This is a genomic window from Marinobacter sp. UBA2498 (assembly GCF_002341575.1).
GTDB classification, from domain to species: Bacteria; Pseudomonadota; Gammaproteobacteria; order Pseudomonadales; family Oleiphilaceae; genus Marinobacter; species Marinobacter manganoxydans.
Genome location: NZ_DDOI01000140.1, coordinates 15,020 through 36,093, shown reverse-complemented (window position 1 = coordinate 36,093; position 21,074 = coordinate 15,020). Strand labels below are relative to the sequence as shown.

Here is a 21,074-nt window from a genome sequence, read left to right as displayed (position 1 = left end):
TCCTGTTTCTCGAAGGCCTGCCTAATCTCCAGGATCTGAACAAATTGCTGATTGGCGAGAACGTCGAGGAAATGATTTCCTGCGATCTCAAACTCGAAGAAATCGCCCACACCGACCTGAAAGAGGCGATCCTCTACTGCGAGGAAGTGCAGGACTTCACCAGTCGTGAACTTTTCCGCAGCATTCTCGATAGCGAAGAAGAGCACATTGACTGGCTGGAAACCCAGCTGGAAATGATTTCCCAGATGGGTATTCAGAACTACATCCAGCTTCAGTCATCCGCCGCGGAGTAACATCAGACAATGGACTTGTCCTGTTTTAAAGCCTACGACTTGCGCGGCCGGGTGCCGGATCAACTGAATCCGGTCCTGGCGGAAAAAATCGGGCGCGCCTATGTGGAAATCACCGGTGCGAAGAAAGTGATCGTTGGCTATGACATCCGTCTGTCCAGCCCCGACATTGCCGAAGCGCTCAGCTCTGGCCTGATGGCTGCTGGTGCGGATGTGTTCGATATCGGCCTGTGCGGCACCGAGCAGGTGTATTTTGCCACCAGCCATTACAAGATGGACGGCGGCATCATGGTGACTGCCAGCCACAACCCCAAAGATCACAACGGCATGAAAATGGTCGGCCCCGAATCTCGGCCGATCAGCTCCGACAACGGTCTGAACGAGATCCGCGACCGGGTGCTGGAGCCTTTTGGTGATGCGCCCGAGCAGGGCCGCTATGAACCGCTAGAGGTGATGAGCGCCTACGTGGACCATCTCTTGGGGTACATCGATGCCGGCCCCCTCAGTCCGCTGACCATTGTCTGCAACGCCGGCAACGGTGGCGCCGGCCTGGTGATCGACGAACTCGAGCAGCACCTGCCCTTTGAATTTGTGAAAGTGCACCACCAGCCGGACGGCCATTTCCCCAACGGCGTACCCAATCCGATCCTCCCGGAAAACCGGGCGGCGACAGCCGACGACGTTATCGCAGAAGGCGCCGCCATGGGCATCGCCTGGGACGGCGACTACGACCGCTGCTTCTTCTTCGACGAGAATGGCCGTTTCATAGAGGGCTATTACATCGTTGGTTTGCTTGCCGACCAGTTCCTGCGCAAAACCGGTGGCGGCAAAGTCATTCACGACCCCCGCCTGACCTGGAACACCCTGGACTTGGTAAAAGCAGCAGGCGGCGAAGCCATCGAAAGTAAAACCGGCCACGCCTTCATCAAACAGAGGATGCGTGACGAAGACGCCGTGTACGGTGGCGAAATGAGCGCCCACCACTACTTCCGGGATTTCGCCTACTGCGACAGCGGCATGATCCCGTGGCTGCTGATCGCCGAGCGCCTCTGCCAGTCAGGCCAGACCCTGTCATCCCTCATCGATGCCCGAATCGAAGCCTACCCGGCCAGCGGCGAAATCAACCGCACCATCGATGATCCCCCCAAGGTCATCGCGGCGATTGAAGCCAAATACAGCGTTGGCGCAAAAAACGTCAGCCACGTGGACGGCGTAAGCATCGAATTCGACGACTGGCGCTTCAACCTGCGGATGTCCAACACCGAGCCGGTTGTGCGTTTGAACGTCGAATCGAGGGCGGATATTCCGTTGATGGAAGAGAAAACTGAAGAATTGCTGGCAGAAATGCAGAGGTTGAACGAGGAGAGGTAACCCCTTTTTTTGGGGCCGAGTGGGACGCTTGTCCTCATGAAACTGTGCGGAGCCAGGGATGGCGGAGCCCAAGCGTCACAGGGATGTGCCGTTAGGAGCGTGTTTCAGGAGGACAAGCGTCCCAGTCGGTCTTGCACCTGAAGTCAGAGCCAGTCGTTCAGCATAATCCCGATACCAAACCGCTGAATCCGGTGGTTGTAGTCGATAAGGCTCTCCCCATACCCGTTGTAGTACTGGAAGAACCCCTTAACCGTATCCCCCATTGGGAAACTGTACCCGAACTCCACCGACGTCTTGTTATCATCCGACCGCAGGTTATTCATCAGCCGCAACGAAAACGTCCGATCCTCGGTCAGCTTGTATACCGCATGGTAATTGGCATACCCCAGGTAGCGCTGGATGTCCGCATTATCATCGTCATTGTTCTCCGGAATCCGATACCAGGGCTGGACCATAAAGAGCCAGCGATCATAACTGTACGCGGCTGAGCCCATGATGCGATTCCAGCTCCGGGACTTCGGTTCAGACTGCCCGTTGGACTGGTGATTGAATCCGAGGGTCACGCCATTCAGTCGGCCCGGTCCGATATCCCAGTCGGTCTGGTATCGGGCGAATATCTCCGGCTCGTAGTTGGTTTCCCGGAAAGGCGCGGAGTCGTCCTGGTTGTACACCTGCCAGAACGAGGTCTGGGTATAGCCAAACCAGAGTGTTGTGCGGTCATCCAGAATTCCCGTCAGCAGTGGGACCTTGAAACTGATCTGGTACTTGGCTTCTTCCCGTTCCAGGTCGTAGTCATAACCGATGGACCCTAGCCGGGGACTGGATGGCGATTCGTTCGGGTCTTTCACCCAGCTCACCGGCAGGATGTAGGTGGGCCGGTGCCCCACAAAGCTGCCGGAAAAGGAAAACACGGCTTTCTCGGCGGCCACATAGCGGTCCACCAAGGCAGACATAACGCCTGCGTCGGAATCGCCTTCCAAGGCACTGCCGGCAACGGCATCGAGATCTTTACCATTGGGCGCCAGTTGCTCCGCGCTCTTCTCGGCCTGTTCCTTGGCGCTTTCCGATGCCTGGGCCTGGCTCTCAGTGGGTTTGTAGAGGCTGTCAAAACAGGCCAGTCGCTTGATGCCATCGTCAATCAGGGCGCACTGTTCGGGTGAATCAATGGAGGGCGCTTCCTCAGTCTGTGCCGACACGTTTACAGGCACCGACAGCATCAACGAGAAGGTAATGATGGCCGTGGGCGGCGCCAACAGGTGTGGGGATGTCATCAGGTGCTCTCCTAGCTGGCGGTCAGACTGAACCAGGTGTTGGCAATGCCATAGATCCAGACGCCGATCAGGGTGACGGCCAGAAGTGAGAAAATAACCTTGTGCTTGAACCGGTTGCCACTTTCCGCCGAGGCTACCCAGCGCAGGTACATGAGGCCGATAAAGCTGATGAAGACCCCGAGGCTGGCGAAGGCTGGAATCAGCAGCCAGCCGGCGCTGATGGTCTGACCGTCGCTGGTCTGGCTGGAAAACCACCCCATGGAAGCCAGCAAAACGGCAAGCGCCGTAAATTCGGCAATCAGCAGCGGTTTGCGCAACGGGTGGGGTGAAGTCGGTTCCGAATTGGTCATGGAAACAGGTCCTGAATGATGAAACGTCGGCGAACACCATGGTAACCGGATTGTTCGCGAAACACCCTCTGACTTACGAAATCGCAATTAAAATGGTTGAAATCAATTTATGATTTTGCTGTTTGGTTTTTTTGCCGGGTTTCAGTCGCTATAATGCGGCGACCGAAGATTATAACGCTCAAATGCGAGGTGCATTGTGAAGATGAAGAGAGTCCTGGCTGCTGTGTTGGTCGTTGCAGGCCTGACAGCTAGCGCCGTAATGGCAAGCGTCGAAGATGAAATCCGTGCACGTATCCAGCCGGTTGGCGAAGTGTGTCTGCAGGGTGACGAATGTGGCAGTGCTGCTGCTCCGACCGAGACCGCCAGCTCTGGTCCTCGTTCAGGTAGCGAAGTGTATGACGCGGTTTGCATGGCGTGTCACACCACCGGTGCTGCTGGTGCACCTGTGATTGGTGATGCCGATGCCTGGGCTCCTCGCATCGATAAAGGGCTGGACACTCTGGTCAGTCACGCGATCAATGGCTTCAATGCCATGCCTGCAAAGGGCGGTTGTGCAAGCTGTCCGGATGAAGAAATTCAGGCGGCTGTCGAGCACCTGGTGGCAGAAAGTCAGTAAGGCTATTTTGAGTAAAAGAAAAGCCCCCGATATTCGGGGGCTTTTTCTTATGGCCTTTCGGCCTTCCGGTTTAGGCGGTCAGGGGAGCGGTTTACGCCTCAGCTCGCCGACTATAATCGCTGTTTCGCCGGAGGCGGTTTGCAGGCTGATCGACCAGCTCTGATGTTCTGGTTCCTGGTGATGCATGCTCTCCATCGCTGCCAGGCGTGGGTCTAGCCAGCCAAAACTGGCACTTTGCGACAGCACTGCCCATCTGTCACTCTCCTCAACGGGCGTTCCCGAGAGAGTGGGGGCGTTTGGCAGAGACCGCCAGCTCGGGCTTTCGGTATTGACCATGACGGTCTTGCCAGTAAACCTGAGAAATGCCTCGTCTTGGGTTCCCAATACTGTCAGAGGGGTGTCGCCCCGGTAGCTCAACAGGATGCCCGGGCGTGGGGCATCCAGAATCATCGCGTTCAATCCCTGAATGTTCGGCTGCTCGGTAATGCGGGCCTGCACGATCTCAGAGGGAGCGCCCTCTGCGTCGGGTGCCCCGTGCGCCCCCGCTGGCGAGGAAGCCAGCAGGGGCATCAGGCCGAACAAAACCAGTGGCAAGCCGCCAGTACTGATCCGTCCGTTTTTCATAATGTACTCCCGTTGCCTGGTTACAGAATCTCAAGTGTTGATTCGATAATTCCGTCGGCGGTCGTGGTGTCGCCCGCCACCTGGGTTGGCGCCATGCATTCGAGGTTCTCGTTGACCACGGTGATGGGAGCCGATATTGATGGCACCCTTCCCTCAGTCGTCTCTTTGCTCACGAACAGCATGTATTCGCCGGCCGGGACCACGTTGTGGTTGTCTGGCATTTTCAGGGTCAGCTTGTTGCCGTTGCCTCTTTCCATGACCAGTTCAATGGCGCGCTGGTCGCCATCAATCACATGGGTCATGACCGTCCGGCGAATCAGCAGCGCCTTGTCGATCTGGTCGGCCTGGTCAACCTTTATATTGAAGCGATCACCAATGCTCAGGTTGCGCGGCGCGCTCTGGATTTCCGGGCGGTCGTCACGCATGGCATAGGGTGGTGTGTAGATTTCAAAGCTGGGATCCCGTCCGTCATACGGCGCCAAACCGAAGTCCTGAAGATCGACGAAGGTCAGGTAGGCGGTATTGATCGGCGAATGCCCGGCAATCATCACACGACCGTCTTCCATAAGTACCGCTGTATTGTGGTAAGTCCGTGCCCTGTGGCCCGTTGCCATTTCAGTCCACGTGCCCGTTTCCGGATCAAAGCGCTCGGCCGTGCGAATTGGGCCCTCAAGGCCGGGTGCTACGACACCATCGCGGTTGCCGCCACTGAATACCATGACGCTGCCGTCAGGCATGAGAACATTGGTGCCATACCAGCGTGGCTGGTTGAGCGAGCCAGTGAGTCTTGATTCGTAGCCGATGTCATCGCCATTCGTGGTTATGCGGTCGATCCGGCTCTGATCCGTGGGCAGGTAGCCGCCGGGATTGGTCAGTAGAGCGTAACTGGGAACACCACCGGCAGTCAGAAGCTCGACGTCCGTGTACTCACCGTTGGCGTTTGGCTTGAGAGGTAACATGGTTGAGGACGTGGAGCCGCGCATGCCACCGGCAATGGCCATTCGAAGGTCGTCCTCTGAAACGCCCAGCTCTGCGCCGCTCTCCAGCAGATCAGACGGAGCTTCCAGCACATCGCCCAGCAATGAGCCGATCTGGTCCAGGGAAAGATTGGTGATATTCAGTGTGCTGCTGAGCTGGTCCAGCCCGACTTCATCCAGTCTCAGGGGCAGTCCGGCATAGCCGATGTCGTTCCAGCGCTGGGTTGCGGGATTGTAGCTGGCGACAATGTTCCACAAGGCCTGGTCATACCCCTGGCCAAATGGATTGAACGCCTGGCCGCCCGCGTTATAGAGCACGTGACCGTTGGGCAGGAGATGCATTCGCGGGTAAAGCGGCAGTGACCTGTCTGCGGTCGAAGGATTCTCCGTCCACACGCCTGCGCAAGGGTTGTAGGTTTCCGTTTGGACGACGTTGCGTCCGCTATTCAGAGGCTCGTCCGGATAGACGGGCTTCAAAAGCTTGGTGACGCCGCTCGCCACAAAGACGTCGCCATTGCCCAGAGTGACCAGCGACGGGTACCAGCGGCCGTAGGTCATATCACCGCTCTGGCGCCAGGTGTTGGTCGCCTCATCGAATATCCGCGAATTCTTGATGCCTTCCAGCTCTGCAACGCCGAGTGGCAGGCCGTCTATGCCGGGCTCCGAGTAGTAGTCGGTGCCACCGACAGCCATCACATCGCCGTTTGCGAGGCCAATAACATCCGAGCAGAACAGCGCACCGTCGTTTTTACTGGTGTTATCTGCAGTATCAATCAAGCCGTCGAGTTCGGTGCCGTTGAGGAGGGTCTCGCTGTCATTGCCGTCCGGATTGGCACCGGCATCCAATGGGGACGGTTTGAGCCAGGACGGGTTGTCGCTTTCATCAAGCGACAATACACGGGTCTGATCGTTGACCGAGACTTCGCCGAATTCGGCGACGATTGACAGCTCGACGTTTTCGGTACCCTCGAGCGCATTCAGGTAGAGTAGGCGACCGTCTTTCAGCAGGGCCATGGTACCTGCGGCCGGTTTGCACTCATCCATGCCATCGGCCCGGGTGATGCATTTCTCATCGGTTTCAACAGCTTCACCGTCGACGATGATGGTTGGTTCCGCAAAAGGTTCGCTGAAGTAGCCTTTTGCCGGGTCTCTGTCCTGGTTCGTCTGCACTATTGAATCATCGGTAGATGATCCGAGTAGCCCGCCAAGGAGCCCCGCGCTGGCTGGGGTGGCTCCTGCCGTGATGAGAAAGAGCGAACCGGTAAGCTGACACAAGCGATTGGAATTTCTGGACATGAAGTCCTCCTGATCTTGTTGTTGTCGGAGCGGGATGAGGTATCCCACTTGCAGAAACGGATCAGGTCTTCAAAAGTTGCAGTGATTGTAAAAAAATTTGAAATTTACAGGCCGAGATCGCCCAAAAGGGCACTGAGAGTCGCTTTTCCCTTTTTCTGATTGGCTTCCACATCCAGGTCGCCAGTCCCCTCCCATTTGAGGTCTTCCTCGGGCAGCTCATCAAGGAAGCGGCTCGGGATGGTTTCGAGTTTCTCGCCGTACTGTTTCCGGGTCGCCGCGTAAGTCAGGGTCAGCGTTTCCCGGGCGCGGGTAATGCCCACGTACATCAGTCGCCGTTCTTCCTCGATATTACCTTCTTCAATACTGCTTCGGTGGGGCAGGATTTCTTCCTCAAGCCCCATGATGAACACGTGGGGAAACTCCAGGCCCTTCGACGCGTGCAGGGTGAGCAGCTGAACCTTGTCGCTGTCATCGTCCTCTTCCCGCTGTTCCATCATGTCCCGAAGGATCAGTTTGGTGATGGCATCCTCGATGCCGAGCTCATCGGCCGTGCCCTTGCCATCGTCGAGCATGCGCTGGATGGACTCCACCAGGTACCAGATGTTCTCCATCCGCCGCTCGGCCTGTTTGGGGGTGCCGGAGTGCTGGTGCAGCCACTCCTCGTATTCGATGTCCGTGAACAGCTGTTTGATCACGGGTATCGGGTTCTCGCTGTGCAACCGCTCGCAGGTGGCATCCACCCAGTGGGCAAAACGCCGCAGGCGATCCAGCCCCTTCTCGGTCACGTGGGTCTCTGCGCCCATGTCACCCAGGGCCTTGAACAGGCTGACGTTGCGGGACCGGGCGTAGTGACTGAGCTGCTCCAGCGTGCGCGGACCGATCTCCCGGCGTGGCACATTGACCACCCGCAGAAACGCGGCGTCGTCGTCCGGATTGATCAACAGCCGCAGGTAGGACATGGCGTCCTTGATCTCGTTCTTCGAGAAAAACGACTGGCCGCCGGAGATGCGGTAGGGGATCTGGTAGGCCTGCAGTTTCATTTCCAGCAGTCGTGCCTGGTGGTTACCCCGATACAGCACGGCAAAGTCCCGGAAATCGAGCCCTTTTTTTAGTTTCTGGTCGAGGATCTCGGTGGCAACGCGGTCGGTTTCCGCGTCTTCGTTGCGGCATCGGACAATCCGGATTTCCTCGCCGATGGTGTGATCACTCCACAACGCCTTCTCGAACACGTGGGGATTATTGGCAATTACTGTGTTGGCACTGCGCAGGATCCGGGCAGTGGACCGGTAATTCTGTTCAAGCTTGACGATTTTCAGGCTAGGGAAGTCTTCCTTTAGCTGGGCCAGGTTTTCGGGCCGGGCACCGCGCCAGGCATAGATGGACTGGTCGTCGTCTCCAACCACGGTAAACGCGGCCCGCTCGGCCACCAGCTGCTTGACTAGTTCATACTGGCACACGTTGGTGTCCTGGTATTCATCCACCAGCATGTAGCGAATCTTCCGCCGCCATTTCGCGAGCACGTCCGGATTCGAGCGGAACAGCATCACGGGCAGCAGGATCAGATCATCAAAATCGACCGCGTTGTAGGCTTTCAGGTACTCGTTGTATTTCTTGTAGATAATGGCAATACGCTGTTCACGCTCATCGGCAGCCTTGCTCAGGGCCTCGGCGGGCCCCCGCATGGCGTTTTTCCAGGAGGAGATGGTCATCTGGATGTCGTTGAGTTCGTCCCCGGCCTCGGCGCTGGCTTCCCGGAGCATCAGATCCTGTAACAGGGCCTTGGCATCCTCGGCATCAAAGATCGAGAAGCCGGGGTGGTAGCCAAGATGCGTGTGCTCCTCACGGATCATGTTGAGGCCAAGATTGTGAAAAGTAGATACAATCAGGCCCCGGGTCAGCTTCCGGTCAACGATCCTGCCAACCCGCTCTTTCATTTCACGGGCAGCCTTGTTGGTGAAGGTGACTGCGGCAATATGACGCCCCGGTATTCCAAGTTGCTCGATCAGGTAGGCAATCTTGCGGGTAATCACGCTGGTCTTGCCACTGCCTGCCCCGGCAAGCACCAGCATCGGGCCATCGGCATAGCGGACTGCTTCGCTTTGTCTCGGGTTGAGCTTGTTCACAAATAAATGGCCAGAATGGAACGAAATGGGGATAACGGACGTGGGCTTATTCTACACCAGACAGAGTTACTGTACCTTGGGGATCTATAGACTATGATTAACAGAACGGACTCGGTTGTTCACGCATAAATGGATCCTGCTTGATGACACTGCCACTGGAAACCATGAGGCCCGGACAGTTGCGCCTTTTGGTTCTTACACCAGACTACGCTGATTTTCTCTGGCTGAATGCTCTTCTGGCGGGTGACGTCGACATCAGTGCGGACGCGACCTGGTGCCCGGATCTGGTGGATTGTGATGATCTGATCCGTAACGCCAGTTTTGATGTCATCGTCTGGGACTGCGTGTTCCATGGTGGCTCAGAGGCGTCTTTCCTGCAATATCTGGCGGTCGCCAGCAATGAAAAACCGGTTCTGGCCCTCAGTGCCGAGCCGCCGATGGAGCGCGCGCCAGAGTTGCTGGCTGCCGGAGCTGCCGATTACCTTTGTCGTCAAACCCTGGACCACTGGACGTTCCGTCGGGCCGTGAAATGCCTCTGGTATCGGGACCAGTTGTCCGAGTCCGCCCATGGTCAGCTGGGCCGCGAAGTCGCCACCGGTTTTATCAACCGGGACCTTTTCTTCGATCGTCTCCAGCAGGCCTTGCTGCGGGCTGAGCGTGCAGGCCATCGGCTGGCCTTGTTGCACCTCAATATCGATGACTTCCGCAGCATTAATGAATCTTTCGGTTACCAGAAAAGCGACCAGTTGATGATGAAGCTGGCAGAGCGTCTTCGTCATTCTCTTCGTCGCGTCGATTCGCTGATGCGTATCGGGGGTGACGAACTGGCCATTATTGTTGAAAAGGTCGAGGACTCCCTCGATATCACCCAGATTATCCGCAAGGTGGTCAACGCCCTTGATGAGCCTGTTACCATTGATGGCCAGACGGTCGTGGTCAGTGCCAGCCTTGGTGTCGCAACCTACCCGGAAGCCGGAGACAGCGCCGAGAATCTGTTGCGCCGGGCCAACCGCGCCATGTTCGAAGCAAAACGGGATCCGGGCACCAGCTACCGTTTTTACGACCGCCAGCTGCACATTTCCGCCGGTTACCAGCTTCGTCTGGAGGCAGACCTCCGCAACGCCCTTCGAGGCAAGGAACTGGAGCTTTACTATCAGCCCCGGATTGATCTGGCCACGGAAGAAGTACGGGGTGTCGAATGCCTGTTGCGCTGGAATCACCCGGAGCGCGGGCTGGTGGGGCCGGACGAATTCATTCCGGTTGCCGAGCGCAGCGGGTTGATCGTGCCCATTGGTTACTGGGTCATCGAGCAGGCCTGCAAACGCCTGCAGGAGTCCGCCGAGCTCGGTTTCCCCGGGCTGGTGTTCGCGGTCAACCTGTCGTTCAGGCAGTTTCACGATCGCAAGATGACCGAAACCATTTTCCGCATCATCTTTAACGCCAACGTGGATACCAGTCTGCTGGAGCTGGAGCTGACCGAGAGTGCCATGATGCACGACCCGGAGTACGCCCAGCGCTGCCTGCGGGAATTGAACCAGCTGGGTATCAGTTTTGCCCTGGACGATTTCGGCACCGGCTTTTCATCGTTGAGCAATCTCCAGCATCTGCCCATCTCGCTGGTGAAGATCGACAAGTCGTTTGTGCAGGAGTTGGGTAATTCCGCAGACGCCGAACACATTATCCGGGCCATTATCAGCCTGGCCCACAGCCTGCAGATCAGCGTCGTCGCCGAAGGCGTGGAAACCGAAGGGCAACTGGAGTTTCTGCGCCAGCAGCATTGCGATGAAATCCAGGGCTATTACTACGCCCGGCCCATGCCCTGGGCGGATCTTGTGCAATTCCTGAACAAGCGGGGACAGGCCGCTTGCCTGCAGCAGTAAGCCGCTGTACCTTTGCTGGTTTATTGGCAAAGCATCAGACAGAGGTTGCATGAACAGTATCTCCAGGCATATCGCCGAGGAACTCGGTGTCCGCGAGCAACAGGTTAATGCCACCGTCGAACTGCTCGACGAAGGCGCGACCGTTCCGTTTATCGCCCGCTACCGGAAAGAGATCACAGGCTCACTGGATGACAGCCAGCTGAGGAACCTGGAAGAACGTCTGCGCTATTTGCGGGAACTGGAAGACCGTCGTGCCACTATCCTCAAGAGCATTGAGGAGCAGGGCAAGCTGACCGACGAGCTCAAGGCCACCATCCAGGACGCCGACACCAAGAACCGTCTGGAAGATCTTTACCTGCCCTACAAGCCCAAGCGCCGGACCAAGGCCCAGATTGCCCGCGAGGCGGGTCTGGAGCCGCTGGCTGACGCCCTCTATGATGATCCGACTCTCGATCCTGAAACCACTGCCCAGGGCTACCTGAAAAAAGAAGCCGGCGTGGAAGATACCAAGGCTGCCCTGGATGGCGCCCGCTACATTCTGATGGAGCGGTTTGCCGAGGATGCCGAGCTGCTGGGCAGCCTGCGGGACTTTATCTGGCAGGAAGGCCAGCTGAAAGTCACCGTGGTGGAAGGCAAGGAAAACGAGGGGGCCAAGTTCCGTGATTATTTCGACCACGTTGAGCCGCTTAAGAAAGTTCCGTCCCACCGTGCCCTGGCCATCCTTCGGGGCAGGAACGAGGGCGTTCTTGGTTACACGATTGTTGTTGGTGATGCCGAGGATGACCGCCGTGCGCCCCACCCGGCCGAGCAGCGCATCGCCGCTCGCTGGAATATCCGGGACAATGGTCGTGCTGCCGACAAATGGCTCTCGGAGGTGGTTCGCTGGACCTGGCGGGTGAAACTCTCCACCCAGATTGAAACCGATCTCATGGCACAGGTCCGCGAAGCGGCAGAAACCGAAGCCATCAACGTGTTCGCCGCCAACCTCAAGGATCTTCTGCTGCTTGCGCCGGCCGGTCCACGTCCGACCCTGGGCCTGGATCCAGGGCTACGCACCGGGGTGAAAGTGGCTGTTATCGATGGCACTGGCCAGGTGGCCGGCCACGGTGCCATCTTCCCCCATGCGCCGCAGAACCAATGGGACCGTTCCATCGAGCAGCTGGCGGCCTGGTGTCGGGAGTACAAGATTGAACTGGTGGCCATTGGCAATGGCACCGCTTCCCGGGAAACGGAGAAGCTGGTCGGCGACCTCAGCAAGCGTTACCCCGAATTGAAGCTGGCCCGGATCGTGGTCAGTGAGTCCGGTGCTTCGGTCTATTCAGCCTCCGAGTTCGCCTCAAAAGAACTGCCCGATCTGGATGTCACCATTCGCGGCGCGGTGTCCATTGCCCGCCGGTTGCAGGATCCGCTGGCCGAACTGGTGAAAATCGAGCCGAAATCCATCGGGGTGGGGCAGTACCAGCACGACGTTTCCCAGGTGCAGCTGTCACGAAGCCTCGATGCCGTAGTGGAAGACTGCGTAAACGGCGTGGGTGTGGATCTGAATACCGCGTCAGCGCCACTGCTGGCAAGGGTCTCGGGCCTGAACCAGACCATCGCCCAGAACATCATTGAGTTCCGCAACCAGAACGGCATGTTCCGCAACCGGAAACAGCTGCTCAAGGTCACCCGTCTCGGGGACCGCACGTTCGAGCAGGCGGCGGGTTTTCTGCGTATTGCCGGCGGCGAGAACCCCCTGGACCGGTCCTCCGTGCACCCGGAAGCCTATGGCGTGGTCGAGGCCATCGCCCGGAAAAATAATCGCGAAGTGGGCGATATCATCGGCGATTCCTCGTTCCTGCGTGGTCTGAATCCCCAGGATTACGTAACAGAACAGTTCGGTTTGCCGACTATCAAGGACATCATCTCGGAACTGGAGAAACCGGGGCGGGATCCGCGACCGGAATTCAGGTTCGCAAGTTTTGAGGAAGGGGTCGAAACCCTGAGCGATCTCAAACCCGGCATGGTGCTGGAAGGGTCGGTGACCAACGTGACCAACTTTGGCGCGTTTGTGGATATTGGTGTGCATCAGGATGGCCTGGTGCACATTTCCGCGCTGTCCCACACCTTCGTCAAGGATCCCCGAGAAGTGGTCAAGGCCGGGGATATCGTCAAGGTCAAGGTGATGGACGTGGATATCCCGCGCAAGCGAATTGCCCTGACCATGCGTATGGACGATCAGCCTGGCGAGAAAAACGAAGGCAAGCCAATGGCTGCCAACCGCTCCGGAGCCAGCCGCAAGGGCGGAAACCGGAATGCCGGTAATGGCGGTTCCGGTCAGAAATCCCCACAGGGCGCCATGGCTGGTGCGCTGGCCCAGGCACTTGCCTCGGCGCGCAAGGACAGCTGACGGGTTTACAATCTTTTCACCGGCCGGTTATGCACAAGAGCAAGCCGGCCGCAGCAGGAGTCGACCATGGCTGAATCCCGCCATTCCGTATTTCGTCAGTTCGCTGCCAGCGACTGGGATGGTTTCCTCAAGGGTGTCGAAAAAGAAGGGCTGCGGGTGGATCGCAACGGCTTCATCGCCCAGACTCCGCACCCCGAAGCCCTGGGGTCGGCGCTTACCCATCCGAGGATTACCACCGACTATTCAGAGGCCTTGCTGGAGCTGATCACGCCGGTGTTCGACAGCACGGCAGGCATGCTGAAATCGCTGCGGGATATCCACACGTTTGTGCAGCAGAACCTGGGTGACGAAGTGTTCTGGGCGACAAGCATGCCCTGTGAGCTGGATGGTGACCCGAGTATCCCCATCGCCGAGTATGGCAGCTCCAATATTGGCCAACTCAAGCATGTTTACCGGCAGGGACTGGCCGTGCGCTACGGCCGTATGATGCAGAGCATCGCGGGCGCCCACTACAATCTGTCCCTGCCCGACAGTTTCTGGCACAAGTGGCAGGAATTGCTGGGCAACGAGCAAAGCCTGAAAGACTTCAAGTCGGACCAGTATTTCTGGCTGATTCGCAATTTCCGCCGCCGCAGCTGGCTGCTGATGTTGTTGTTCGGTGCTTCGCCCGCCCTGGATGCCAGCTTTGTAGCCGGCGTGAACCATGATCTCTCGCGATTTGATGAACGCACCTGGTTCGGTGAGTACGCAACCTCGTTACGGATGGGCGATCTTGGGTACCACAACAACGCACAGGCATCCCTGAATATCTGTTTCAACGAGCTGAGCACCTACACCCAGACTCTGGATCGGGCCATTCACACCACCTGGCCGGCGTATGAGTCGATCGGCACCCGCCGGGGCGACAAGTTCATCCAGATCAACACCAGCGTACTGCAGATCGAGAACGAGTATTACAGCGCGGTGCGCCCCAAACGCACGACGCAGCGTGAGGAAAAGCCCATCCAGGCCCTCGAAGCCCGGGGTGTGGAGTACATTGAGGTGCGATGTTTGGACCTTGATCCCTTCTCGCCGGTTGGTGTGAACGAGGCCCAGATCGATTTTCTGGATCTGTTCCTGCTGGACTGCCTGCTAGCAGACTCTCCCCGAATTGGCGATGCCGAATGTGAACGCCTGGATGACAACTACAAGGATGTGGTCGCCAATGGGCGTTATCGAGAGTTGGCGCTTTGCCGTGGTGGGCATCGTACCCCGGTATCCGACGCTGCGAACGACATTCTGTCGCAGCTGGAGCCCCTTGCGGAACTGCTCGATAGTTGGCGGGGTGATGACACCTACCGCAACGCCCTTGCCGCCCAGCGCGAAGTGTTGACCGGTGAATGGACCGTGCCGTCTGCCCGGGTTCTCGATGCCATGCGTTCCTCTGGCCTGGGTCACCGGGAGTGGGGTATGGAAATGGCGCGGCAGCATCAGCAGAGCCTTAGGCAGGAAGGTCTTGGTGATGATGTGCGCCGCGCGTTTGAGGCTATGACGTCAGAATCCCTGACCGAGCAGGCCGACATGGAAAGCGCCGATACCCTGTCGTTCAGCGAGTTTCTGGAACAGTACCTGCGCTCTTGAACGTTGGGTTCGGGAGGCGTCGCAGGAGTCTGCGGACCTGACGCACAGAAACTGAACAAAGATTTGTCTCCCTCCGGTCCGGCTGTTAATTTTTGTAACATCAGGATCGGGAGGGGATTGCGATGGCAAGGGATATCAAACTCGGCTGGGACGTGGAAGCCCTGAACAAGGCTTACCGACAGGGCTATATGGCGGCCAACATGGGCATGGACAAATCCCGCTGCCCCTATCGTGGTGACGTCGTTATTGCGGCCTGGGAAGCCGGTTGGGATGATGCCGATCAGGTGGCCCGTGATGACCGCGACCAGTCAGATGATCTGTTCTCGCGGATCGCCTGAACCACTGGCCGGTTCCAGCTTCACTTCTGCACGACAAACTCCGTAAACAGCACGCCGGCTATGCTTTCGCCGGTCTGCTGCTCTTCCAGTACCGCATTGATTCGCTGTTTGGCTTCTTCGCGCAGCGCCTCCTGGCCCTCCATTGAGGTGAGGCGATCGGTATCCGTTTGCTCACCAAACAGCATGACCAGTTCGTGTCGCAATCGGGGCATGTGAGCATCCACGGCAGGCCGTGCGCTCGCGCTGTTTGCCCGCAGACTGACCGCGGCTTTCAGATAGGTTGGCTTGTTGCCGGGCGTACCCACGTGGGTCACGAACGGTGGATCCATGCTGATGTAGTCGGTAAAGCTGTTTTCTTCTTCAGCCACGTCCTCGTCGGCATTTTCCTCTTCCTGGGAAACGGCCGGCAAAGAGATCGTTGCAAACAACAGAAAAAGAAGCGTCAGAACAGATTTTGGCTGGCGTGTCATAGGCTTGAAGTTGATCGTGGTTTAGGGTTAAGTGACGAGAATAGCAGGCCCTGTGGCCGCTTGCAGTTTCAATTCACGATTCGAGGTGTTCTTTTGACCAGCAGATGGGTTTTCGGGCTTATTTTCCTTGTATGTGCCGCACTCCTTGGTGTGGCTTTTTATATGGAGCATGTGATGGGGCTCGAGCCCTGCCCGCTTTGCTGGTTACAGCGCTTCGGTTTCATGGGTGCCGGTCTGGTCAGTTTCCTGGCCTTTCTCCATGGCCCCACCGGATTCGGCGTTCGGATCTATGGGTTCCTGCTGGTGCTGACCGCTGGAGCAGGGCTGGGTGTCGCCGGGCGGCAGTTGTGGCTGCAGAGCCTGCCGGCGGACCAGGTGCCGGCATGCGGGCCTTCGGTGGACTACATGCTGGACGTTCTGCCGTGGTTCGAGGTTCTGTCTACCGCGCTCCAGGGCACCGGGGACTGCGCTGAAGTGGTCTGGCGGTTCCTGGGTTTGAGCATTCCCGGCTGGACTGCTGTCTTTTTCTCGCTGCTTGTCATCACCGGTCTGGTTTTGATGTTTCGCCGGCAAAAACCCCGGGAATGGATTCGAGGCTGAAACGGTTGCGGGGAACCGCAGCCATGGGGTAACTTGATCCAAACCTAATAAAAATCAAAACCGAAACAGAAGTAGTCAAGACAAGCGGAGAACAGGCGTCATGTTGGAAAATTGCCGAAATGCCAGGGAGCGCTGGGGCGGCGTCAGCGAGCTGATTGATCGCTGGCTCAAGGAGCGTCAGGAGCTTCTGGTGCATTACTGCGACCTGTCCGGAGAAAGCGACTTCTCGCAGACCGAAGCATTGAGAGAAAAATTCGTGCGCCTGTGTGAAGTTCTGGTGGACTACGTGTCTACCGGTCATTTCGAGATCTACGAGCAGTTGGTGCGAGAGGCCCGGGAATTTAACGATGGCGGGTTGGAGCTGGCTGCCAAGGTTTATCCCCGTATTGAGCAAACCACCGAGGTTGCCCTTAACTTCAATGACCGGCTGGATGGCCGGGATTTGTCCGAAGAGGATGTCAAAGAACTGTTCGGTGAATTGTCGAAGCTGGGTGAAACTCTGGAGACCCGGTTCGAGATGGAGGATTTCCTGATCGAGCATCTGCACAATGCCCATGCCGGCAAAGTAGCCTCTGCCTGAGAAATCCCTGAATCAAAAAAAGCCCCAGTCCGGCATCGCCGGCTGGGGCTTTTTCGTGTGGCAGCCTCAGAACTGACAGCTGCCTGTTCTGGCGCTTAGTCTCCGGAGCCAGGGTTGATCTCGAGTAGCTCGACATCAAACACGAGGGTCTCGTTGGGGCCGATCGCCCTGTTGCCGCCGGGGCCGTAGGCCAGATCGGACGGAATGTAGAGCTTGTAACGGGCACCCTCGCTCATCAGCTGCAGGCCCTCGGTCCAGCCGGGAATCACCTGGTTCAGGGCGAAGGTAACCGGCTCACCGCGCTCGCGGGAGCTGTCAAATACTTCACCGGACAGCAGTTCACCGGTGTAATGCACCTGAACGGTGTCTGTTGCTGCCGGCTTTTCGCCGTCACCCTGCTCAAGTACTTCGTATTGCAGGCCGGATTCAGTGGTTTCCACACCTTCACGCTCTGCGTTCTCGGCAAGGAAGGCTTCGCCGGCATCCAGGTTCTTCTGGGCCAATTCTTCCATCTGCTTGCCCTGCTCTTCCTGCAGCTGCTGCTGGTAGGTCATCAGAGCCTGCTGGATTTCCTCGCGGCTCATGCGCTTGGCTTCTTCATCGCCGGCGTGGCCGTGCTGGATGCCCTGGAGGAACTGGTCCATCTGCAGATTCGGCAGGTCGTTACCCATGCGCTCACCGAGAACCAGGCCCATGCCATAGCTCACCTTCTGATCGGTGGAATCCAGTTTCGGTTGTTCCGGGGCTTCGGGGGGTGTGGAACAGCCGGCCACGAGGCCGGTCACTGCCAGTGCAAGGAGCGTTTTCTTCATTGCATTATCCTTTAACGTCGGTGCTTGGGGCAGGGCCCCGCGTTGTGTTTGTCAGAACGCAGAAGGTAACGGGTTCCGGCATCAGATGCCACTGAACATGTGTTAAGAAACCGGACGTGTCAGCTCAGCTGCCGTTGGTACCGGCAGCTGAGGGACCCAGGGAGAAAGGTGCGCTGTAGGGAGATTGCCAGTCTGTTTCCGGCTCCTGCGGCTGAATCCGGGGGAAGACCTTGTCACGTCGCTCGATAGCGAGGGTGTTCCAGCGGCCCTGTTCGGGCGGCTGGTCAGCGTAGTGCCAGTTGCCGTCGGTATCCTGCCATTTGAACACGATTTCGGGGCCCTCGGTGGGAATCGGGGACGGGACCAGTCCTTCAAACGCGGGAATCTCGGGCTGCTCGTGCTCTGCCACAGGTTCGGAGACCTGCTCCGGGTCGTTCAGACCGAAGAAAATCAGCAACAGCAATAACCCGAGAGCCGGGAACGAGAGCCGTATGAGCCATTTCATCATCATGGCTGATGGTCTCCCTTGGGAAAGTGGGCCAGAGTATCGGCCAGTGTATTCAGCAAGGGCCTTGCATCGTCCTCAACGGGTAAGGTCGGTGCTGCCGCAAACAGATTGTTGATGATCAGTGCGTCGCGTCCCTGCATGTCTGCGTGTTCCGGGTTAATGGTCATTAGCGTTCGCCAGCTCAGGGCCAGTTCAATCTGTTCGGCTTCAAGCTCCAGGCCGGCGATGCCGGTGCGAAGCTTCTGACAGTTGTCGGCGCTGCCGGGCAGCGATTTCCGCGCGCTCCGGAGGGCAACGGTTACACGGTCGCGCCACTCTGTTACCGTAGCGTCCTCGACCCCGGCGAAGACCCTGCCAGAGAGTGCAAGCCAGGCCGCACCGAGAATCCGCGTTACGCTCCAGCCCTGATTCTGAAGCGCCAGGCAGCTGTTCTGGACATCCGGACGTTTCCAGAACGCCAGGGCAAAACGCCAGAGCGGGTTGTCCGGTTCCAGATCTGCCGGAAGTTCCAGCGGCGGTGTCGAAAAATCCGGGGTGGTCGCCGAGCGGACCGACATAGGCGCTGTGCCTTCCCTGAACACTTTACGTTGATAAAATGAAAGCATGTTAACGATAACCGATCTCAGTTTACAACGGGGCGGCGTCTGGTTGCTAGAATCCGTCAGCCTGACGGTGCAACCCGGCCAGCGTGTCGCGATCGTCGGTGCCAATGGTGCCGGCAAGTCCAGTCTTTTCCAGCTCTTGCTGGGCCAGTTGGCGCCAGAGCAGGGCGCGGTCTCTCTGCCGGGTGGTTGCCGGATTGCCCACATGGCGCAGGAGGTCGAAGCCACCGAGCGCAGCGCGAGGGATTTTGTTCTAGATGGCGACCTGGATTTGCGCCGCCTGGAAGGTGAACTTGCCAGGGCCGAGGCCGCAGGTGACGATCATGCCATTGCCCGCATACACGGTGAGCTGGATGTGCACGAGGCCTGGTCCGCCGGCCGCCGGGCCGAGGCCTTGCTGCGCGGGCTGGGATTCTCGGACGAGGACGCGAACCGGCCGGTATCGGCGTTTTCCGGTGGTTGGCGAATCCGCCTGAACCTGGCCCAGGCCCTGATGCGACCGTCCGATCTGCTGCTTCTGGACGAGCCCACTAACCACCTGGATCTGGATGCCTGTCTGTGGCTCGAGAATTGGCTGCGGCGCTATCCCGGTACCCTGCTGTTTATCTCCCACGACCGCGATTTCATGGATCGGGTCGCTACCCATGTCGTGCATTTCGATCGCCGTAACCTGGAACTGTATACGGGTAATTACTCAGCCTTTGAGGGCCAGCGCAGTGAGCGTCTGGCCCAGCAGCAGGCCGGTTTTGAACGCCAGCAGGCCAGGATCGCCGAAATCCAGCGGTTCATCGATCGGTTCAAGGCCAAGGCCACGAAGGCCCGTCAGGCCCAGAGCCGCGTCAAGGCTCTGGAGCGGATGGAGCGCATTGCCCCGGCCCATATCGATTCGCCGTTCAGCTTCGAGTTTCCGGTGGCCGAGAAGGTTTCCAATCCGCTGTTGTCGATACGCAATGGCAAGGCCGGGCACGGCAGTACTGCAATCCTCAACAGCATTAACCTGACCCTGTTGCCGGGCAGCAGGGTCGGGCTGCTGGGTCCCAATGGTGCGGGCAAGTCTACCTTGATGGATGCACTCCGGGGTGAGGGCACGTTGATGTCTGGTGATCGTACCTGTGGCGAGCATCTGGCCATCGGCTACTTTGCCCAGCATCAGCTGGAGTCCCTGGATCTGGATGCCAGCCCTTTCCTGCATCTTCAGCGGCTTTCCCCGAAGGCGTCAGAGCAGAGTATACGGAATTTCCTTGGTGGCTTTGATTTTCATGGCGATGAAGCCCTGAGTGCCATCCGGTCGTTTTCCGGTGGCGAAAAGGCCCGCGTGGCGCTGGCCGTGATCGCATGGCAGAGACCCAACCTGCTCCTGCTGGACGAGCCCACGAACCACCTGGATCTGGAAATGCGCCAGGCTCTGACCATGGCGCTGCAGAACTTTGAAGGCGCTATTGTGGTGGTTTCTCACGACCGGCACTTGCTAAGGAACACCGTGGACGAGTTCTGGCTGGTCAATGATGGTCGGGTAACGGAGTACCAGGGCGATCTGGAAGACTATGAGCGTTGGCTGGCGGACCGCCGGAAAGACGAAACCGAGGCACCTAGGAGAGTGCCGGTCGGCCAGGAGGGGGTGCCCGAGGCCGCTGAGGCGGTGGGCGAGAGTGCCGAAGATCGGAAGGCGCGCAAGCGGGCAGAGGCGGCTCTTCGCCAGAAACTCAGCCCCTACCGTAAAAAACAGAGTGCGCTGGAAAAGGAAATGGACCAGCTTCAGCAGAAGCTGTCAGCTCTGGAAGAGCAGCTATCCGAACCCGACCTTTACGACGACAGCGGCAAGACCCGTCTGAAAGAGTTGTTGGGGGAGCAGGCCACCGCAACCGCCCGCCTGGAAGAGGTGGAGGCGCAGTGGCTTGAAGTCAGCGAAGAGGTGGAGTCCCTGGAGGCCGAGTTGGCTGGCTGAGCGCGCTCAGCCGCCGTTCAGTTCCAGAACAAAGTCCTGTTTGGCGAGATAGTCCCGTTCGTTTTCCAGGTCGGCCAGGGTCAGTGGCCTGTCATCCAGCCAACCTGACGGAAACTCCAGCACCAACTTGTCCTTGTGTGCCGTCAGGGTGAAGGCCGGAGGCGGCTCCATGTTGCGTGGGTGTTGAATCAGAACCGCCAGGCGCACCAGCACGCAGAGGTAACGCAGCCTGGCAATGTCTTCCGGGTCCAGGCCCTCGAAGATTGCCGAGGCGAATTTTCTCCGGTGGCCGCGCACGAGAGTTGCCAGGTCGCGCTGGAACTGCTGGGTGAAGCCGGGCAGATCCGAGTAGCGCAACAGGTAGGCGCCGTGTTTATGGTACTGGCTATGGGAAATGGTCAGGCCGATCTCA

19 protein-coding genes and 1 pseudogene are annotated in these 21,074 nt (G+C 58.3%); 10 read left to right on the top strand and 10 right to left on the bottom strand.

Features of this window, described 5'->3' with window-relative positions:
- Positions 1–293: bacterioferritin (gene bfr, locus B2W52_RS19485; RefSeq protein WP_286803938.1), on the top strand; the 293-nt coding region annotated here is incomplete at its 5' end.
- A 9-nt stretch (positions 294–302) separates the two neighbouring features.
- Entirely contained in the window at positions 303–1,661 is a 1,359-nt protein-coding gene (locus B2W52_RS19480) for a phosphohexomutase domain-containing protein (RefSeq protein WP_273018254.1), read from the top strand.
- A 143-nt stretch (positions 1,662–1,804) separates the two neighbouring features.
- Here the strand turns inward: B2W52_RS19480 and B2W52_RS19475 are convergent, their stop codons facing one another.
- A complete protein-coding gene (locus B2W52_RS19475; protein WP_104271558.1) occupies positions 1,805–2,932 on the bottom strand; it encodes a phospholipase A in 1,128 nt (375 codons plus the stop codon).
- Positions 2,933–2,943: 11 nt separating this feature from the next.
- Positions 2,944–3,282 carry a hypothetical protein gene (locus B2W52_RS19470; RefSeq protein ID WP_014575826.1) on the bottom strand — a complete coding sequence of 113 codons (339 nt, stop codon included), beginning with the start codon at positions 3,280–3,282 and terminating at the stop codon, positions 2,944–2,946.
- Between the two features lie 202 nt (positions 3,283–3,484).
- Between B2W52_RS19470 and B2W52_RS19465 the strand changes: the two genes are divergently transcribed.
- Positions 3,485–3,898, top strand: coding sequence for a c-type cytochrome (locus B2W52_RS19465; RefSeq protein ID WP_053114121.1), 414 nt, complete (start codon positions 3,485–3,487; stop codon positions 3,896–3,898).
- A gap of 78 nt (positions 3,899–3,976) precedes the next feature.
- Here B2W52_RS19465 and B2W52_RS19460 read toward each other — a convergent pair whose 3' ends face one another.
- The 3 genes from B2W52_RS19460 to rep form a co-directional block, all read right to left on the bottom strand.
- Positions 3,977–4,522 carry a hypothetical protein gene (locus B2W52_RS19460; protein ID WP_104271556.1) on the bottom strand — a complete coding sequence of 182 codons (546 nt, stop codon included), beginning with the start codon at positions 4,520–4,522 and terminating at the stop codon, positions 3,977–3,979.
- 20 nt (positions 4,523–4,542) lie between these two features.
- Positions 4,543–6,669 carry a galactose oxidase early set domain-containing protein gene (locus tag B2W52_RS19455; RefSeq protein ID WP_286803937.1) on the bottom strand — a complete coding sequence of 709 codons (2,127 nt, stop codon included), beginning with the start codon at positions 6,667–6,669 and terminating at the stop codon, positions 4,543–4,545.
- 230 nt (positions 6,670–6,899) lie between these two features.
- Positions 6,900–8,918, bottom strand: coding sequence for a DNA helicase Rep (gene rep, locus B2W52_RS19450; RefSeq protein ID WP_014575829.1), 2,019 nt, complete (start codon positions 8,916–8,918; stop codon positions 6,900–6,902).
- Positions 8,919–9,061: 143 nt separating this feature from the next.
- On the opposite strand from rep, the gene B2W52_RS19445 reads away from it, so the two are divergent.
- The 4 genes from B2W52_RS19445 (at position 9,062) to rmf (ending at position 15,145) form a co-directional block, all read left to right on the top strand.
- A complete protein-coding gene (locus B2W52_RS19445; RefSeq protein ID WP_014575830.1) occupies positions 9,062–10,798 on the top strand; it encodes a putative bifunctional diguanylate cyclase/phosphodiesterase in 1,737 nt (578 codons plus the stop codon).
- A gap of 49 nt (positions 10,799–10,847) precedes the next feature.
- A complete protein-coding gene (locus tag B2W52_RS19440; RefSeq protein ID WP_273070151.1) occupies positions 10,848–13,187 on the top strand; it encodes a Tex family protein in 2,340 nt (779 codons plus the stop codon).
- Positions 13,188–13,253: 66 nt separating this feature from the next.
- On the top strand, positions 13,254–14,807 hold the full coding sequence (gene gshA, locus B2W52_RS19435; RefSeq protein ID WP_008169925.1) for a glutamate--cysteine ligase: 1,554 nt from the start codon (positions 13,254–13,256) through the stop codon (positions 14,805–14,807).
- Positions 14,808–14,929: 122 nt separating this feature from the next.
- The gene (gene rmf, locus B2W52_RS19430) at positions 14,930–15,145 is read left to right on the top strand and encodes a ribosome modulation factor (RefSeq protein WP_008169923.1); all 216 of its coding nucleotides are present in this window, start codon (positions 14,930–14,932) and stop codon (positions 15,143–15,145) included.
- A 20-nt stretch (positions 15,146–15,165) separates the two neighbouring features.
- Here rmf and B2W52_RS19425 read toward each other — a convergent pair whose 3' ends face one another.
- Positions 15,166–15,615, bottom strand: coding sequence for a flagellar basal body-associated FliL family protein (locus tag B2W52_RS19425; RefSeq protein WP_053114134.1), 450 nt, complete (start codon positions 15,613–15,615; stop codon positions 15,166–15,168).
- A gap of 93 nt (positions 15,616–15,708) precedes the next feature.
- On the opposite strand from B2W52_RS19425, the gene B2W52_RS19420 reads away from it, so the two are divergent.
- Positions 15,709–16,215: a disulfide bond formation protein B gene (locus tag B2W52_RS19420; RefSeq protein ID WP_175497417.1), complete on the top strand. Its 507-nt coding sequence runs from the start codon at positions 15,709–15,711 to the stop codon at positions 16,213–16,215.
- Positions 16,216–16,315: 100 nt separating this feature from the next.
- Positions 16,316–16,795: an Rsd/AlgQ family anti-sigma factor gene (locus B2W52_RS19415; RefSeq protein WP_008169916.1), complete on the top strand. Its 480-nt coding sequence runs from the start codon at positions 16,316–16,318 to the stop codon at positions 16,793–16,795.
- A 95-nt stretch (positions 16,796–16,890) separates the two neighbouring features.
- Here the strand turns inward: B2W52_RS19415 and B2W52_RS19410 are convergent, their stop codons facing one another.
- From B2W52_RS19410 to B2W52_RS19400, 3 genes are all read right to left on the bottom strand, one after another.
- Positions 16,891–17,607, bottom strand: coding sequence for a BamJ family beta-barrel-assembly machinery protein (locus B2W52_RS19410; protein ID WP_008169914.1), 717 nt, complete (start codon positions 17,605–17,607; stop codon positions 16,891–16,893).
- 124 nt (positions 17,608–17,731) lie between these two features.
- Complete coding sequence (locus B2W52_RS19405; protein ID WP_008169912.1) at positions 17,732–18,118, bottom strand: DUF4124 domain-containing protein; 387 nt, start codon at positions 18,116–18,118, stop codon at positions 17,732–17,734.
- Positions 18,115–18,720, bottom strand: coding sequence for a TIGR02444 family protein (locus B2W52_RS19400; RefSeq protein ID WP_286803936.1), 606 nt, complete (start codon positions 18,718–18,720; stop codon positions 18,115–18,117). The genes B2W52_RS19405 and B2W52_RS19400 overlap by 4 nt, the downstream gene beginning before the upstream one ends.
- Here B2W52_RS19400 and B2W52_RS19395 point away from each other — a divergent pair.
- Complete coding sequence (locus B2W52_RS19395; protein ID WP_273070149.1) at positions 18,719–20,662, top strand: ATP-binding cassette domain-containing protein; 1,944 nt, start codon at positions 18,719–18,721, stop codon at positions 20,660–20,662. The two genes, B2W52_RS19400 and B2W52_RS19395, sit on opposite strands and share 2 nt — an antisense overlap.
- A 6-nt stretch (positions 20,663–20,668) precedes the next feature.
- Here the strand turns inward: B2W52_RS19395 and B2W52_RS19390 are convergent.
- Positions 20,669–21,074: pseudogene (locus B2W52_RS19390) on the bottom strand (exopolyphosphatase); the annotation flags it as partial.

Coding starts and splice junctions, on each gene's coding strand:
- B2W52_RS19395 (WP_273070149.1), top strand. CDS start 18,719: ATGTTAACGATAACCGATCTCAGTTTACAACGGGGCGGCGTCTGGTTG.
- B2W52_RS19440 (WP_273070151.1), top strand. CDS start 10,848: ATGAACAGTATCTCCAGGCATATCGCCGAGGAACTCGGTGTCCGCGAG.
- B2W52_RS19480 (WP_273018254.1), top strand. CDS start 303: ATGGACTTGTCCTGTTTTAAAGCCTACGACTTGCGCGGCCGGGTGCCG.
- rmf (WP_008169923.1), top strand. CDS start 14,930: ATGGCAAGGGATATCAAACTCGGCTGGGACGTGGAAGCCCTGAACAAG.
- B2W52_RS19415 (WP_008169916.1), top strand. CDS start 16,316: ATGTTGGAAAATTGCCGAAATGCCAGGGAGCGCTGGGGCGGCGTCAGC.
- B2W52_RS19470 (WP_014575826.1), bottom strand. CDS start 3,282: ATGACCAATTCGGAACCGACTTCACCCCACCCGTTGCGCAAACCGCTG.
- B2W52_RS19460 (WP_104271556.1), bottom strand. CDS start 4,522: ATGAAAAACGGACGGATCAGTACTGGCGGCTTGCCACTGGTTTTGTTC.
- B2W52_RS19405 (WP_008169912.1), bottom strand. CDS start 18,118: ATGATGATGAAATGGCTCATACGGCTCTCGTTCCCGGCTCTCGGGTTA.
- B2W52_RS19475 (WP_104271558.1), bottom strand. CDS start 2,932: ATGACATCCCCACACCTGTTGGCGCCGCCCACGGCCATCATTACCTTC.
- B2W52_RS19425 (WP_053114134.1), bottom strand. CDS start 15,615: ATGACACGCCAGCCAAAATCTGTTCTGACGCTTCTTTTTCTGTTGTTT.
- gshA (WP_008169925.1), top strand. CDS start 13,254: ATGGCTGAATCCCGCCATTCCGTATTTCGTCAGTTCGCTGCCAGCGAC.
- B2W52_RS19400 (WP_286803936.1), bottom strand. CDS start 18,720: ATGCTTTCATTTTATCAACGTAAAGTGTTCAGGGAAGGCACAGCGCCT.
- B2W52_RS19465 (WP_053114121.1), top strand. CDS start 3,485: ATGAAGAGAGTCCTGGCTGCTGTGTTGGTCGTTGCAGGCCTGACAGCT.
- B2W52_RS19445 (WP_014575830.1), top strand. CDS start 9,062: ATGACACTGCCACTGGAAACCATGAGGCCCGGACAGTTGCGCCTTTTG.
- B2W52_RS19410 (WP_008169914.1), bottom strand. CDS start 17,607: ATGAAGAAAACGCTCCTTGCACTGGCAGTGACCGGCCTCGTGGCCGGC.